We start from the raw sequence: 15488 nt of genomic DNA, 5'->3' as shown, positions 1-15488 counted from the left end.
TCAATAAAAGTATTTTAATGCAAATCTCATTTGCATCAACGTTTTATTTCAGTTTGTTTAGCTCATTACTAAACTTGGCTTAAAGCTTGTGTTAGCTTTAAATTTTAACTCAATTCTCTATTAACGAGAACCTCTCTTTGCTGTTCAATTTTCAAAGACCAAAATTTTAAACTGTCAATCCCAAAGCTGTTATCTTTCTAAAGCGCTGCATCAGCTGCAACTTTTATAGAATACCACATCTTTGATACTTTGTCAACACTTTTTTTCATTTTTTTGAAATTTTTTTCAAATCTTCAAAATCTCAAAAGTGCCGTCCTCAAAGGTGCTTTATCAATATACCACATCGCGGACGGCTTGTCAACACTTTTTTACAAAAAAATCAATATTTTTTAAAATATACATTATTATATCACTTATTTAGTGAAAACCGCCGAAAAAATTTTTCAAAAAATTTTGGAAAAACTATTGACAAATTGAAATAAAGGTGATAACATATCAAACAGATAGGTTTTATGTGTAATTGATTTCGGAGGTGTTTATATGAAAATGATAAGATTTTTTATGTTTCGTATGCGCCCGTGCGGTGCGAGGGATATGTGTTGACTTCATTATAATAGATAAAACTTTAAACCGAAAAATATTACATAGAAAAGAGGAAATAAAAATGGCGGAAATTAAAGATACATCAAAATGGGGATTTGAAACCAAACAACTGCACATAGGTCAGGAGCTCCCCGACCCTGCAAGTGACGCGCGTGCAGTGCCGATTTATCAGACAACTTCTTACGTATTTAAAAATTCAGCCCACGCGGCGGCGCGTTTTTCGCTTGCGGACGCCGGAAACATCTACGGCAGACTCACAAACTCCACACAGGACGTTTTTGAAAAACGAATTGCCGCACTTGAAGGCGGTGTTGCGGCGCTTGCGGTTGCATCGGGCGCGGCGGCGATAACATATACAATAGAAAATCTTGCCGAGGGCGGCGGTCATATTGTTGCGCAAAAAACAATTTACGGCGGAAGTTACAATCTTTTGGCGCACACTCTCACAAAATACGGCATTAAGACAACGTTTGTCGATATTCATAACCTCGACGAGGTTAAAAACGCGATAACTCCCGATACAAAGGCAATTTTTACCGAGGCGCTCGGCAATCCGAACAGCGATATTCCAAATGTTGAGGAACTTTCAAAAATCGCGCACGACAATAAAATTCCTCTTGTTATCGACTCGACTTTTGCAACGCCGTATCTTTTCAGACCGATTGAACACGGCGCGGACATAGTTGTTCACTCGGCGACGAAATTCATCGGCGGTCACGGCACAACGCTCGGCGGTGTTATCGTTGACAGCGGTAAATTTGACTGGGAGGCAAGCGGAAAATTCGCGTCGCTCACCGAGCCGAACCCGAGCTATCACGGCGTTTCGTTCACAAAAGCGGTCGGCGCGGCGGCGTTTGTCACAAAAATCCGTGCAATTCTTCTCCGTGATACAGGCGCGGCAATCTCGCCGTTTAATGCATTTTTGCTCTTGCAGGGTCTTGAAACCTTGTCACTGCGCGTTGAGCGTCACGCGGAAAATACAAAAAAGGTGCTTGATTTTCTTGCAAATCACCCAAAAGTTGAAAAAGTTAACCACCCTGCGCTGCCCGACCACCCCGATCACATGCTTTATGAAAAATATTACCCCAACGGCGGAGGTTCGATTTTCACATTCGATATAAAAGGCGGTGCGAAAGAGGCACAGGAATTTATCGACAAGCTTGAAATTTTCTCACTTCTCGCAAACGTTGCGGACGTGAAATCGCTGGTAATTCACCCGGCGTCAACCACACATTCCCAGCTTTCGGAATCAGAGCTTGCCGAGCAGGGAATTAAGCCCAACACAATAAGGCTTTCAATCGGAACGGAAACGGCAATCGACATTATCGCCGACCTTGAACAGGCGTTTAATTAAATATAAATTTAAAAATATAATTAGGAGGGTTTAATATGAAAATTTATGAAAAAGTTACTGATTTAATCGGCGGTACACCGCTTATGGAGCTTAAAAATTACGAAGAAAAGAAAAATCTTGACGCAAAAATTCTTGCAAAGCTTGAATATTTCAACCCTGCCGGAAGCGTTAAAGACAGAATTGCAAAAAAAATGCTTGATGAGGCAGAAAAGAGCGGACTTTTGAAACCCGACTCGGTAATTATCGAGCCGACAAGCGGAAACACAGGTATAGGTCTTGCGTCGGTTGCGGCGTCGCGCGGATACAAAATAATCCTCACAATGCCCGAAACAATGAGCGTTGAAAGACGAAATCTTCTCAAAGCGTACGGTGCGCAGATTGTTCTCACCGACGGTGCAAAAGGTATGAAAGGCGCGATTGCAAAGGCTGACGAACTTGCGGCAGAAACACCGCACAGCTTTATTCCCAGCCAGTTTACAAATATGTCAAACCCGGCGGCACACATTGAAACGACCGGTCCCGAAATTTGGAACGACACCGACGGAAAGGTTGACATTTTTGTGGCAGGCGTCGGCACAGGCGGTACAGTATCGGGCGTCGGCGAATATTTGAAGTCGAAAAATCCGAACGTTAAGGTTGTTGCGGTTGAGCCTGCAACCTCGCCCGTTCTTTCAAAAGGTGTGGCGGGTCCGCATAAAATTCAAGGCATCGGCGCAGGATTTGTGCCCGAAACGCTCAACACAAAAATTTACGACGAAATTATCGCGGTTGAAAATGAGGACGCTTTTGAAACAGGCAGATTTATCGCACGCAACGAAGGTGTGCTTGTGGGAATTTCGTCGGGCGCGGCAGTATTTGCGGCAACCGAGCTTGCAAAACGTCCCGAAAACAAGGGTAAAATAATCGTTGCTCTGCTCCCCGACACAGGCGACAGATACCTTTCAACACCGATGTTTTCAGAGGAATAATAACAATTTTAAGTCACTCGGCAATCAGTCTGCAAAAACGCGGACTGATTTTGCCGTTAATTATGAATTGAGGTTAAAAATATGAAAATTTCAACAAAAGGCAGATATGCCGTGCGAATGATGCTCGACCTTGCGGAACACGGCGAGGGGCGGTATGTCGCGCTTAAAGAAATAGCGGAACGTCAGGGAATTTCAAAAAAATATCTCGAACAGATTGTCACAATTTTGAACAAATCGGATTTTCTTATGAAAAACCGCGGATTTCAGGGCGGATACAAGCTTGCAAAAACGCCCGATAAATACACGGTCGGCGAAATTCTGCGCCTTACCGAAGGGTCGCTCGCGCCCGTTTCGTGCCTTGAACATCAGCCGAACCAGTGTTCGCGCGCGTCGGTCTGTCCCACCTTGTTTATATGGAAAGGACTGGGCGACGTTATAAACAATTATCTCGACAGCATCACCTTGCAGGACGTTTTGGACAAGCAAATCGAAATCTATTCAAACGATTATATGATATAAACAAAAAGGACTTCACGCAGAAGTCCTTTTTGTTTATTATATGAATTTATATGCCGAAACGGTGTCGTATTTCTCGCCTTTTCTAACAAACACGCTCGGAAAATACGGAATATTTGCCGCATTGGGAAATTTCTGCGTTTCAAGGCAAAAACCGTAATGCGTATCATAAACCGCGCCGTCCTTGCAAACTCTATCCTTTTCAATTCCGTTGCCGGTGTATAGCTGAACGCCGGGAAGGTCAGTGTAACATTCCATTGTTATACCGCTTATATCGCCCTTTGCAACAGCATATTTTCTGTAACCCGTGCCGTCAAGAACAAAGTTGTGGTCAAATCCGTTAAACATTTTAACCTGTTCAAAATCCGCATCAAGACCGTCTTTGAGCACTTTTCCGTTTCTGAAATCAAACGGCGTATTTTCAACCGAAAGAATTTCGCCGTACGGATAGCAGTCCTTTGTGTTTGGTGTGAAGAACGGTGCCGAAATCTGAAGCGTATGATTTTTCGCACTTCCGCTCGCGTGACCGTTGAGGTTAAAATACGAATGGTTTGTAAGATTGATTACCGTGTCCGCATCCGACTCCGCCTCGTAGTGAATTTTGAGCGCGTTGTCATTTGTCACGGTATATGTCACCTTAACATTTACATTTCCCGGGAAACCCTCACAGCCGTCGGGGTCGAACAGCATAAGTTCAAGACTCGGCTCGCAACCGTCAATTTCCCTTGCGTCCCACACACGCTTGTTGTATCCTTTGTCACCGCCGTGAAGATTGCAAACTCCGTGGTCGTTTTTTGCAAGCGTGTATTTTTTGCCGTTAAGACTAAATTCACCGCCGAAAATTCTGTTTGAATTTCTGCCGATAAGCGCGCCGTAACAACCCTTGTTGTCGAGATATTCTTCGATGCTGTCCCTGCCGAGAACAACGTCGGTGCTCTTGTATTCAAGCGTGCGCACAATTCCGCCGTAGGTTATTATCTCGGCAGATAAATCACCGCTTTTGTTTGTAAGACGGTACGCAAAAACGTCTTTACCGTCAGTCTTTCCGAAATTTCTTTTTGTAATCATAATAATCTCCATTCCGCCGCCCTGCGTTGACACAAATAGTAATGAAAATCTCCCATCGCAGGGCAAGAAATGATAAGAGATTATTACGCCCATGTGCGTTTTCCGAGCAAAGCGAGGAAATTTTCGCACGGGCATTTAATCCTGCCGGAGGCTAACGTGAAAGAAACTTTCACGTTAATCTCCTTAATCATCCGAATTTTTTGCTGTCCGAATAGCCGTCGGCATAATCTGATGCGCCTCTTTTTTCGTGAGACAAAAGCCACTCAAAAACTTCGTAATTTTTGTATGTATCGCTCCAAGCGTCGTGACCGTTTTCGGGATAAATTGTAAGGCGCGCGTCACCGCCGCATTTTTTCGCCGCGTCAACCATTTTAACGCTTTCCTCGCATTTTACAGAATTGTCTTTACCGCCGTGAAATGCCCAGACCGGCGTATTTTTAAGACGCCCCGCATTCCAGTACATTCCGCCGCCGCAGATAGGCACAATCGCCGCGAATGTGTCGGGCAGACTCATAGCAATCTGCCACGTGCCGTAACCTCCCATACTTGGGCCCATTGCATAAATTTTCTTTTTGTCGGTAAACTTTTCGTCCGAAATTTTCTGCACAAATCTTTCAAGTGTTTCAAACATATCAAACCAAGTGTTTTCGCTGCAAAGAGGTGCATACACAACAAACGGAAAATCCTCGTATTTTGACGTAATCTCAAAGAACGGATTTACTTCAAGAGCCGTTGTATCGTTTCCTCTGCTCCCCGCACCGTGAAGAAATAACATAACGGGGTATTTTTTATTCTCGTCAAAATCCTTGGGAAACCTCAAAAGATATGTCATATTCTCAAACTTCATTTTTTCAATCATCTTATGTCACACTCCGTTTATAAATTAAATTAAAATCCTCTCGAACTTCCGCCTCCGCCGAAGCTTCCGCCCCCTCCGAAGCTTCCGCCCCCTCCGAAGCTTCCGCCCGATGAGCCGCCAGAAAATCCACCGAAACCTCCGCCGATACGGGGTCCGCCGTAAAATCTGCCGCCTCCGCCGTTTCCGCCGTTTCCGCCTCCTTTCTTAATAACCGAAATGCAGATTATAACTATGCAAAACAGCGCAACAATTATAAATCCGACGTTTACATCATCCCCGTCGTCGGTTTGCTCAGCCGGTTTCGAGCCGTCGGGTACTTCGATGCCGTATTCCGCACAAACCTCGCCGACGATTGCCTTGTAAAGGTTTAAAATTCCCTCGTCAAAATTGTCGTCTTTAAGATACGGTACGGCATAGTTGTCAATAAGTCTGCCCGACTTTGAATCGGGAATTGCACCCTCCAGACCGTAACCCACCTCAACGTCGATTTGTCTTTCGCCGAGCGACAATAAAATCAAAACGCCGTTGTTTTTTTCACTGCCGATTTTCCAACCGCGCCCGAGCTCAATCGCATATTCGCGCACATCTTTGCCGTCAAGACTCTCCACCGTAGCCGCAACAATCTGCGCGCCCGTTTGGTCATAAAGCGCCTTGGACTGCGAAATTATATAGTTTTCCGTTTCGTCCGACAAAATGTTTGCATAGTCCGCCGCATAAAACTCGTCTGTCGGCGACGGCATATCCGCATATGCGCAAACGCACGACAAAATCAAAATCACGCTTACGGCAAATATAACAATTTTTTTCATAATTTACCTCTTAAAAATTGACCTGCGGAGCGGATTTTGCGCCGTCTGCCGCCTCAAAATATTCCGCTTTTTCAAAGCCGAAAAGATTTGCGATTATAACTTTCGGGAAAGTTTTAATCTGAGTGTTGTATGTCTTTGCCGCGTCGTTGTAGTCTTTACGCGCAACAGCAATTCTGTTTTCGGTACCTGCAAGTTCGTCGGTGAGCGCCGTAAACTGCGTGTCCGCTTTAAGGTCGGGATAGTTTTCCGCAATCATCAAAAGTCTGCTTACCGCGCTTGTAAGTTCGGAGTCTGCCTCTGCCGCCTCTTCTTTTGTGGACGCGCCTGCAAGACGCGCTCTTGCGTCGGAAACCGCGCCGAAAACTTCGCTCTCGTGTGCCGCATAGCCTTTAACCGTGTTTACAATGTTCGGAATAAGGTCAATTCTTCTTTGAAGCTGTGTTTCAATAGCCGAATACTGCGTGTCGACGTTTTCCCTCTGCGTAACAAGCGAATTGTACGTTTCCACGCACGAAAACGCGATAATCGCAATCACGGCAATAACCGCAATGAGTATAATTGTTCCTTTTTTCATTTTAACCGCTCCTTTAAATTTAATAAAATTATTATACAATATTCAGTTTTGCAATTCAACACTTTTTTAGCCGATCAGCTTATTTTCCCTCGCGTAATAAAACAAATACTGCTGAGCAAAGCCTGCGTAATCGGAAAATTTCTCACTGCTGAATTTCAAAATTTCTTTCATAGTCGCATTCTCGCCGAGATAAAGCGACCGCATAATTCTGCCTATCCACACGTCAATCGGAAAAGCGCCGTGCTTTTTAAGCGAGAATAAAAGCACACAGTCGGCAACTTTCGGACCGACACCTTTAATCTTCAAAAGCTCTTTACGCGCGCTCTGTATATCTGCATCAAAAAGCGAATTTAAGTCAACCTCGCCGTTTTTCAATTTTTTTGACGCGTCGAGAATGTACTCGGCACGGTATCCCGCTTTAAGCGGTGCAAGGTCGCTTTCGGTAAGCTGTGCGAGCGTCTCGCAGGTCGGAAAAGCATAATAAGTTTTGCCGTTAAATTCGATCTTTTCGCCGAATAGTTCCGACATTTTCGTGATTATTCTTTTAATCCGCGGAATCGAATTCTGCGTTGAAATAATAAACGAAATAAGACACTCAAACGGTTCCTGATTTAAAATTCTTATTCCTCCGCCGAATTTTATCGCCTTTTTCAGGCTGTCGTCCGACGAAAGCGTATTTTTAATCGCACCGTAATCGGTGTTAAAATCGAAATAGTCACACCAAATATCATTAAAATCTTTTTTTGTGGTGTTGTAAATTTCAACATTGCCGTTTTCGGTTTGTTTCACCAAAACCGCGCGTCCGTGCGCAATGCCGATAAATCCGCCGTCCGCCTCGTCCCAGCGGAAACACTGACCGCACATAAACGTGTGAACGGGGTTAAAATCGTGTAAATCCTCCAATATAATTTTACCTTTTTCCTCGGTAATTTTCATATTATTCACCGCCTTTTATCAGCTTAATCTGCGATTTATATTCGTCATAATCATATAAACTATTGATAACGTCCAAAAGCATATTTGCCGAAATTCTGTGAGGCAAATCAAGCTCTTTTGTGAGCATTTTTCGATATTTAAAACTGTTTTCGCCGCCGCTTAAGCCGTCCGCAAAGAGGTCGGCTTTGGTGACAAACCGTCTGTTTTTGTCATTTTCCGACACACCGCATTTTTCGATTGCCGATTTTATAATGTCGTTGCCAACACCCTCGACGCCCAAAAATCCTTCCTTCGACGGCGCACTCTTGCGCTTTTCTTTGCCCTCTATTTCGGGAATGTACGCGTGCTTTACAACGCCCGATTTAACAATATTTTTTATAAAATTTCTTATCACAAACCCTGCCCTGTCGCAGTCGGTGAAAACAATAATTCCGCGCGACCGTGCAAGCTTTTGAATGATCATTTGCGTGTTTCGGTTTTTAAAAATATCAAAACCGCCCGTCGGCACGATAACGGTGTCGAAAATATTTGCAAGTTTAACCTTGTCGTAAATTCCCTCAACAACTATTGCCTCTTTAATTTTAATCATAAAAATTCCCTTAATATTTTATAAAACTCTGCAAAATTCCGCGGTAACGCGAATTTCTCCAAACGGTAAAATTCTTCACACTGCCGTGACACAAAGTTGCATATGAATCGTAGCAAAGCGCAATGCACGGCGCAAGAGAAATGTATAAATTGTTGAACTCGCGCATTTTTTCGTTTGCGTTTTCGGTATCCGCACCGTTCAAAATGTTTGCAAGCTCGGTGTAAATTTCATACGGAACCTCGTATTTTCCGTTAAAATCAAGTTTGGACGCAAGGTTATCACAGCATCTGATTTTTTCCTTTGTAAGCAAAATATCGTAATCCTTTTCTGTAAACGCGGTTTGGTAATCCTCGTTCGAAAGACGTTTGATGTTAAGCGATATTTTCGCTTTCTTGGCACTCTGTGCAAGAATATCGGCAATTTTCATAATTTTGTCGTCGTCAGCGTCGGCAAGAACGCTGAACGAAAGCGAGAAAACCTCGTCGTCAACAGTCTTTTCGTAAATGCCGTTTTTATCCTTGTCGGTAAGCCCGGCGTCTTTGGCATAACCTGCCGTGTTGTCAAGGTCAAACTCGTCGGTGTAAACCATACCGTAATTATACATCGGGTTTAAAATACTGTTTGTCGCATATGCGTGCGTCTGAAAAACCTTCTGCACCATATCATCCCTGTCAATCATCGAAAGCATCATTCGTCTTACGTTAACATCGCAAAGAAGTGCGTTTTCGTAGTTGAACGCAAGAAAATAAAACCAATCTCCGCCGTATTCCGACACGGTAAAATCGTTCGTAAACGATACATCGCCCCACACAAATTCGTCCGACGTAATCGCCGAAACTTCATTTCCGTTAAATGCGCTCACCGCAACCGGCGAATTTTTCAAAAGCTTCACCGTGATGCTGTCCGCATACGGAAAATCGGGATTGTAATATTCCGCATTTTTCACAAGACGCATTTCCTTTTGCTTAAACGCGTTTGCGTCAAATTCAAACGCACCGCACCCGTTGGGCTGATAATGCGCATTTTCGTTAAATGATTTTATGTCGGTGCTTTTGCTGATAATCGGAAAATCAAGGCACGAAACAAAGTTGAACTGCAGTGATTTGAGATTGAAAACAACGTCGTTTCCGTCTTTTGAATAGCCTTTTATATTATCAAAAATATACAAAAAATTAGGTGCATATTCCGCAATATATTTAAGCGTGAAAATAACGTCGTCCGCACCGAACACTGCACCGCTGTGGAACTTCACATTGTCTTTCAGCATTACGCGAACGGTTAAACCGCCGTTTTCAAACTTGTATGCCGATGCAAGACAAGGCTCCTCCTCACCGCGCTCACGCACCGCAAAAAGCGGTTCGTAAACAAGCGACATAATATCGTAGTTTTCCCTTATTTCGGTAAGAAACGGATTAAGCGTGTCGGGGTAATACGAAAACAGATTTATATTTTGCCCGTACAACGGCTTTTCGCCGTCCGCAACGGGTATTTTTGTGACCTCTTTTTTGCACGAGGACACCAAAAAAATCATAATAAAAATCAAAAAAAGGCAAATCGGCTTTTTTGAAAATTTAAACATTTTTATTCCCTTATCCGCACAATTTCAGTGCATTTATTCGTTTTATCGTCAATTTTAAAAACCGCACCGCGCATCTCGCATTTGCCGTCGGCAAGCGAAAAACGTTCGGGCATCTGTGTCATAAATCGTCTTATTATAATGTCTTTTTTAACGCCGAGGACGGAGTCCGTAACGCCAGTCATACCGATGTCGGTGATAAATCCCGTACCGCCGGGAAGTATCCTTTCGTCCGCCGTCTGCACGTGCGTGTGAGTGCCGTAAACAACCGTCGCATACGAGTCGAGATAATTTGCAAGCGCGCTTTTTTCGCTGGTCGCCTCCGCGTGGAAATCGACAATAATTATATCGCATTCGTCTTTGATTTGACGGATTTTGCGCATAACCGTTTTAAACGGGCAGTCGACGTTTAACAGATTAAGCCGTCCGATAGCGTTTATAACAGCAATTTTCTTGCCTTTTTTCTCTTTTATAATGCACCCCTCGCCCACCGTTCGCTCGGGGTAGTTTATCGGTCTTATAACGCTCATATTGAGAAGAAGATTTACGACGTCCTTTTTTGAAAACGCGTGATTTCCGAGCGTGATAACATCGGCACCGCTGTTAAAAATTTTCTGCGCTGTTTCGCGCGTGATACCGTTTCCCACCGCGGAGTTTTCGCCGTTCGCAATTACAAAATCAATATTATGCTCACCGCATACCTTTTTAATTTTAGCCGACGCATAATCAACACCGAAATTTCCCACGATGTCGCCTATTGCAAGAATGTTCATTATATAAGCGTCCTTTCCGCCGTTTTATCTTTTTTATCGTTTTCCGGCTGTCTTAAGCGCACAGTCGCACTGTTCTCCGCCGTAAAGAGTACGTCCGCAATACGGACATTTTTCCGTTTTAACCGCATTTTGCGGTCTTTCCTTAACCTGATTGTTCATAAGAAAATCGTTTACAATTTTCTCGTTTTCCGCTTTTATATCATCTTCTCCGTCATACGACAGAATTTTTGCCGCACACAAAATACAAAGCATTGCCGACTCCGCCGCGCACACCGCAAGTCCAAACCCGTTTCCGAATCCGTAAACAAGCGAAAAAACGAAAAACGCGCCGAGCAGAAAGAAAAGCACAAAGCTCAAATACACCGTCCATTGAGTCGGTCTTTTAGCAAGCGACGAAAAAAGCGCAAAAAGCGGAACAACCGCCATTAAAAGCGAAAAGGCAAACGTCTGCGGAATTTCTCCTCCCATAAGCGGTATGAAAAGAAAGTTCATTCCCAAAACGGTTTTGCCCGCAATTATCAGCTGAATGGGCAGAAACAGGCTTACAAAATAAGCCTCGCACATAAATATTGAAAAATACCGTAAAAATTTTTTCTTCATATCAAATCACCGCAATACGTCTAATTTTTAGCCGAAACCTCGCCTTTGCTTTTTAAAAATGCAAGCATCATATACATAAAAATCGGATATGCCACGCAAAGCGCAATGAATTTTGAATATCCGCTTCCGATTGTGTTCATAAGCGATATAACACTGCTGTAATAGCCTATTGTATTTATAATTTTGTTGTATGCAAGCATTGACACGATAATAAGCGCGATTGCCGACATAAGATACATATTTGCACCTGCAATTTTTCTGCGCATCATAAGTATAATGCCGATAAGCGCAAACACACTCACCGCCAGAACCGCGATAACATACGGAAGCATTGCACCGCTTATGTCGGTCGGCATAACAAAGTAAAGCATTATGCAAAGCGCGATTGCAAAAAGGTCTGTAACCAGCGCAAGATAGGAAAACGTGTCAAACCAAACCTGCATTTTGTCGTATTTCGTACCGCCCGACGCCATATGCCCGAAAACCGAAACAATAAGCATTACCGCAAGATATGCAAGCGTGCAAAGCTGTTTTGCGCTTTTGGGCGGAACGGGGCGCGCAAACACCAGATAAACCGCCAAAAATACTGCCGAAAACATAATTCCGTAGATGAATTTGCGTATTCCCTTTTTTTCAAAAAACGCAAAGCACATACCTGCAAATGTTGTTGCAAGAAGCACCGCGTCAACTATTGAAAACGTCATTGTATCGCTTGATTCCGCAGGATTGAGCGCAGGGAAAAACAGGCTTACAAGTCCCAAAAGAAACATTATTCCCAAAACCCATTTCAAGAATTTTGCCAATTTTGTGTCTTCCTTTCGTACGGGCTGTATGTTCTGCGCGGCGGCCATATACCGCAAATATGCTTCGGACGGCGCATCATCTTCGTTAACTTCAGACTCATTTTCTTCAGCCGCCGGCTTATTTCCGCCCGTTTCGGCGTTTTGAATATTCTCAACATTTTCGGAATTTTCCGAAACTTCGGTTTCTTCGGTATTTGCAATTTTTTCACCCTCGCCGGGGTTGTCCGCACTTTTTTCGGACACTTGCGCATTGTCGGAATTTTCCTCATTTTCGTGCGCGCGAACAGCATTTTCACGGTTTATTTCAATCTGACGTTTTATCATCGCGATATCCTCCGCGCTGATAACCCTCGTTTCGCCGTCCGCGGAAATGTCACCGTCCGCAAATTCAGAATTGTAAATGTTAATTTTAATATTTCCCAAATCGTCGGAACTGCCGTTGTTTACGGAATTTGCGTCATTTTTTACAGCATTTTCCGCATTGCTCTTTCCCGAGCCGAAAATGCTGTCATCCTTATTTTCGCGAAGATGTCTGCTCTGCTCGTAAAGCGCCTCAATTCCGCTTTTTATCTCGCGCCGTGCGATTTCTTCACCCTCGGTATCGGCAGAAAAATTCACACTGCCTTTCGTATTTGTATATAAAGCGTCGCTTTTTTGCTCCGTTTTGCTTTCAGCTTTTTCCTTCGGTGCGCCGTCGTCCTCCGAAAAAATGAGCGGTGTACCGCAGTAATCACAGCAAACGCCGTTAGTTACCTCTCTTTTGCAGAAACTGCAAATTTTAGCCATCTGAAATACCCTCTTTTCAGCCGTATTGCATTAAAATCCAACAAATATTTATTGTCATACTTAATAACAATTTATTGTATCATATAAAACAAAAGGTGTCAATGATTATATACCGACACCTTTTAAAATATCTTCAAAATTTTCCAGCGAAAACGCGTAATAATCTGCCGTTTCGCGCATTTTATCCTCATATTGCTTTGACGTTTCGTCATACACCGCAGCAACCTTCATACCGGCAGTTTTCGCCGTTGTCACCGCAACAAGATTGTCGTCCAGCACAACGCAGTTTTTCACGTCGGTGCCAAGACGCTCCGCCGCCTCTTTGTATAGGCGCGGATTTGTTTTCGGCATACCGAAATCGTCGCACGACCAGTGATTGTCAAAATAGCCGTAAAGTTCAAGCCTTTTCAGGCAGATGTCAAAAACAGGGTGCGGACTTGCCGTGAGAACGTTCAACGAATAACCCTTGTTTTTCAGAAGTTCGAGTGCCTCCTTAACGCCCTTTTTCGCAGGAACGTTGTATGTGTATTCCCTCACCGCAATATCGCCGATATATTTTAAAATGTCCTCCGCGCTCATATCAAGACCGAGTGTAATAAGATAATCCGCGGTTTTTTCGTTTCCGAGCGGAGTTATAATTTCGATAAGATTGCCGGGATACGAAACGCCGTTTTTTTCAAGAAGTTCTATAACCGCCTTTGCCCACATAGTCATAGAATCCACCAGAACGCCGTCAAAATCAAATAAAAATTTATACATAAGATGTTCTCCTTTTATCTTGCCTTTTCGATTGTCGCACCGCCCACAACAATGTCATCATCATAAAAAACAATAGCCTGTCCGGGCGCCGCGGCACAGCGCGTGTTCTCAAATTCTGCCGTAACCGTGTTTTCGTCCACCTGCATAACGCGCGCCCGTTCGGGTTTTGCGCTGTAACGCATTTTGCACATAAGATACGTCGGCTCATAGAGATTGTCAACCGAAATGAAATTCGGATTTTTTGCGGTTATCAGTTTTTTGTACTGCTTGCCGTTTTCGCCGAGCGTTACGGTGTTGTGCTTCGGGTCGATATTTGTAACGAACATCGGCTTTCCGAACGTCATACCGAGTCCTTTTCGCTGACCGATTGTGTAATGCGTAATTCCCTTGTGACGTCCGATTTTGTTGCCTTTTTCGTCGATAAAATCGCCCTCGGGCAAAACTTTTCCCGTCTTTTCTTCAATAAATTTCGCATAGTCGTTGTCCGACACAAAACAGATTTCCTGCGAGTCGGGCTTATCCGCAACCGCAAGACCTATTTCGCGCGCGATTTCGCGGATTTTCTCTTTCGGATAGTCACCCAACGGCATAACAATCTTTGAAAGCTGTTCCTGTGTGAGGTTGTAAAGCGCATACGACTGGTCTTTGCGGTCGAATTTCGAGCGTTTCAAAAGATAACGTCCGCTGTCATCATCATATTCAACCTTTGCGTAATGCCCCGTCGCAACGCAGTCCATTCCCATAGACAGCGCCTTGTCCAGCATAGCCTCAAATTTAACATATTTGTTGCAGGCAATGCACGGGTTGGGCGTGCGCCCGAGAAGATATTCCTCCGCAAAATAATCTATAACCCTTTTTTCAAAAATATCTTTAAAATTGAGAACATAATACGAAATTCCGAGTTTGTTTGCCACTCTTCGCGCGTCCTCAACCGCAGAAAGCGAACAGCAGCCGCCGTTTCGTATAACCTCACATTCGTCCTTGTCGGGCCAAATCTGCATTGTCACGCCGTAAACCTCATATCCCTGTTCCTTGAGAAGATAAGCGGCAACAGACGAATCGACACCGCCGCTCATACCCAGCATTACCTTTTTCTTCACGTTAACACCTCAAAATTTATATATTGTATGAAATAACTTTCTTCGGACAGACCTTGACGCACGCACCGCAGTTTATGCAAAGGTCTGAATTTATCGACGCAAGGTTGTTTATAACCGTAACCGCGCCGTGCGGACAGTTTTTCTCGCACATTTTGCACCCGATACAGCCTGCCGAGCAATAGATTTTCACCTGTGCGCCCTTGTCGGCGGATTTGCACAAAACCGCGGTTTTCTGCTCCTCAACCTCAAGGCTGATTACGTTTTTCGGACATTCCTCCGCACACGCTCCGCAGCCCGTGCATTTTTCTCTGTCCACAACCGCAATGCCTTTTTCAATGCTTATTGCACCGAATTTGCATACCTTTACGCACGAACCCAAGCCCATACAGCCGTAATCGCACATTTTCGGACCTCCGCCGAGATTAAACGCCTCTCTGCAATCGTTCAACCCCTCGGGATTGTACTTGTCAACAGCTTTTTCCGCACAGCCCGAACACCTTACAACCGCTTTTTTCTTAACAACCTTCTCGGCTCTTATTCCGAGAACCTTTGAAATTTCGCTTACTTGTTTTTCGTTTACAAGATTGCACCGCGTGATTTTCTCGCCGTTTTCAACAATCGCCTCGGCAAGCGCACTGCAGCCCGTAAAACCGCATCCTCCGCAGTTTGCGCCGGGAAGAAGCTCGGCAACCTTGTCGATATTTTCGTTTTTGTCAACCTTAAATTTTATCGACGCATAACCCAAAAGCGCGCCGAATATAAGTCCCAGACCGCCGATAAAAAGCGCCGGTATTAAAATATCAGAAAACATATTC

General features: G+C 44.1%; 16 protein-coding genes. 3 read left to right on the top strand and 13 right to left on the bottom strand.

All coding sequences use genetic code 11. The features are described 5' to 3' along the window. Positions 1-664: 664 nt before the first annotated feature. The 3 genes from H8706_RS09240 (at position 665) to H8706_RS09230 (ending at position 3444) form a co-directional block, all read left to right on the top strand. Positions 665-1957: an O-acetylhomoserine aminocarboxypropyltransferase/cysteine synthase family protein gene (locus H8706_RS09240; protein WP_262432401.1), complete on the top strand. Its 1293-nt coding sequence runs from the start codon at positions 665-667 to the stop codon at positions 1955-1957. Positions 1958-1992: 35 nt separating this feature from the next. Continuing rightward, positions 1993-2925 (top strand): cysteine synthase A, encoded by a 933-nt coding sequence (gene cysK / locus H8706_RS09235; RefSeq protein WP_178348018.1) that lies wholly within the window; start codon positions 1993-1995, stop codon positions 2923-2925. Between the two features lie 81 nt (positions 2926-3006). Further along, complete coding sequence (locus tag H8706_RS09230) at positions 3007-3444, top strand: RrF2 family transcriptional regulator (protein ID WP_262432400.1); 438 nt, start codon at positions 3007-3009, stop codon at positions 3442-3444. Between the two features lie 36 nt (positions 3445-3480). Here the strand turns inward: H8706_RS09230 and H8706_RS09225 are convergent, their stop codons facing one another. The 13 genes from H8706_RS09225 to H8706_RS09165 all read right to left on the bottom strand — a co-directional run bounded on the left by H8706_RS09225 (position 3481) and on the right by H8706_RS09165 (position 15484). Further along, positions 3481-4509, bottom strand: a complete 1029-nt coding sequence (locus H8706_RS09225; RefSeq protein ID WP_262432399.1) for an aldose epimerase family protein — start codon at positions 4507-4509, stop codon at positions 3481-3483. Between the two features lie 187 nt (positions 4510-4696). Next, on the bottom strand, positions 4697-5368 hold the full coding sequence (locus H8706_RS09220; protein WP_262432398.1) for a carboxylesterase family protein: 672 nt from the start codon (positions 5366-5368) through the stop codon (positions 4697-4699). 29 nt (positions 5369-5397) lie between these two features. Continuing rightward, positions 5398-6177, bottom strand: a complete 780-nt coding sequence (locus H8706_RS09215) for a TPM domain-containing protein (RefSeq protein ID WP_262432397.1) — start codon at positions 6175-6177, stop codon at positions 5398-5400. Between the two features lie 10 nt (positions 6178-6187). Continuing rightward, positions 6188-6751 carry a LemA family protein gene (locus H8706_RS09210; RefSeq protein ID WP_262432396.1) on the bottom strand — a complete coding sequence of 188 codons (564 nt, stop codon included), beginning with the start codon at positions 6749-6751 and terminating at the stop codon, positions 6188-6190. 66 nt (positions 6752-6817) lie between these two features. After that, positions 6818-7687: a DNA-3-methyladenine glycosylase family protein gene (locus H8706_RS09205; protein WP_262432395.1), complete on the bottom strand. Its 870-nt coding sequence runs from the start codon at positions 7685-7687 to the stop codon at positions 6818-6820. 1 nt (position 7688) lies between these two features. Beyond that, a complete protein-coding gene (locus tag H8706_RS09200; RefSeq protein ID WP_262432394.1) occupies positions 7689-8276 on the bottom strand; it encodes a toprim domain-containing protein in 588 nt (195 codons plus the stop codon). 10 nt (positions 8277-8286) lie between these two features. Beyond that, complete coding sequence (locus H8706_RS09195) at positions 8287-9855, bottom strand: ABC transporter substrate-binding protein (protein WP_262432393.1); 1569 nt, start codon at positions 9853-9855, stop codon at positions 8287-8289. Between the two features lie 2 nt (positions 9856-9857). Further along, positions 9858-10625 (bottom strand): TIGR00282 family metallophosphoesterase, encoded by a 768-nt coding sequence (locus H8706_RS09190; protein ID WP_262432392.1) that lies wholly within the window; start codon positions 10623-10625, stop codon positions 9858-9860. A gap of 33 nt (positions 10626-10658) precedes the next feature. Continuing rightward, a complete protein-coding gene (locus H8706_RS09185) occupies positions 10659-11225 on the bottom strand; it encodes a hypothetical protein (protein ID WP_178348009.1) in 567 nt (188 codons plus the stop codon). A 20-nt stretch (positions 11226-11245) separates the two neighbouring features. Then, positions 11246-12814 (bottom strand): hypothetical protein, encoded by a 1569-nt coding sequence (locus H8706_RS09180; RefSeq protein ID WP_262432391.1) that lies wholly within the window; start codon positions 12812-12814, stop codon positions 11246-11248. A 105-nt stretch (positions 12815-12919) separates the two neighbouring features. Beyond that, positions 12920-13573 carry an HAD family hydrolase gene (locus H8706_RS09175; RefSeq protein WP_178348007.1) on the bottom strand — a complete coding sequence of 218 codons (654 nt, stop codon included), beginning with the start codon at positions 13571-13573 and terminating at the stop codon, positions 12920-12922. A gap of 14 nt (positions 13574-13587) precedes the next feature. Beyond that, entirely contained in the window at positions 13588-14658 is a 1071-nt protein-coding gene (gene mnmA / locus H8706_RS09170) for a tRNA 2-thiouridine(34) synthase MnmA (protein ID WP_262432404.1), read from the bottom strand. A 31-nt stretch (positions 14659-14689) separates the two neighbouring features. Then, entirely contained in the window at positions 14690-15484 is a 795-nt protein-coding gene (locus H8706_RS09165; RefSeq protein ID WP_262432390.1) for an RnfABCDGE type electron transport complex subunit B, read from the bottom strand. Positions 15485-15488 lie beyond the last annotated feature (4 nt).

This window comes from Qingrenia yutianensis (genome assembly GCF_014385105.1).
Classification (GTDB): Bacteria; Bacillota; Clostridia; order UMGS1810; family UMGS1810; genus Qingrenia; species Qingrenia yutianensis.
Note: the sequence above shows the minus strand (reverse complement) of the source record. Positions and strands in the feature narration are given on the sequence as shown.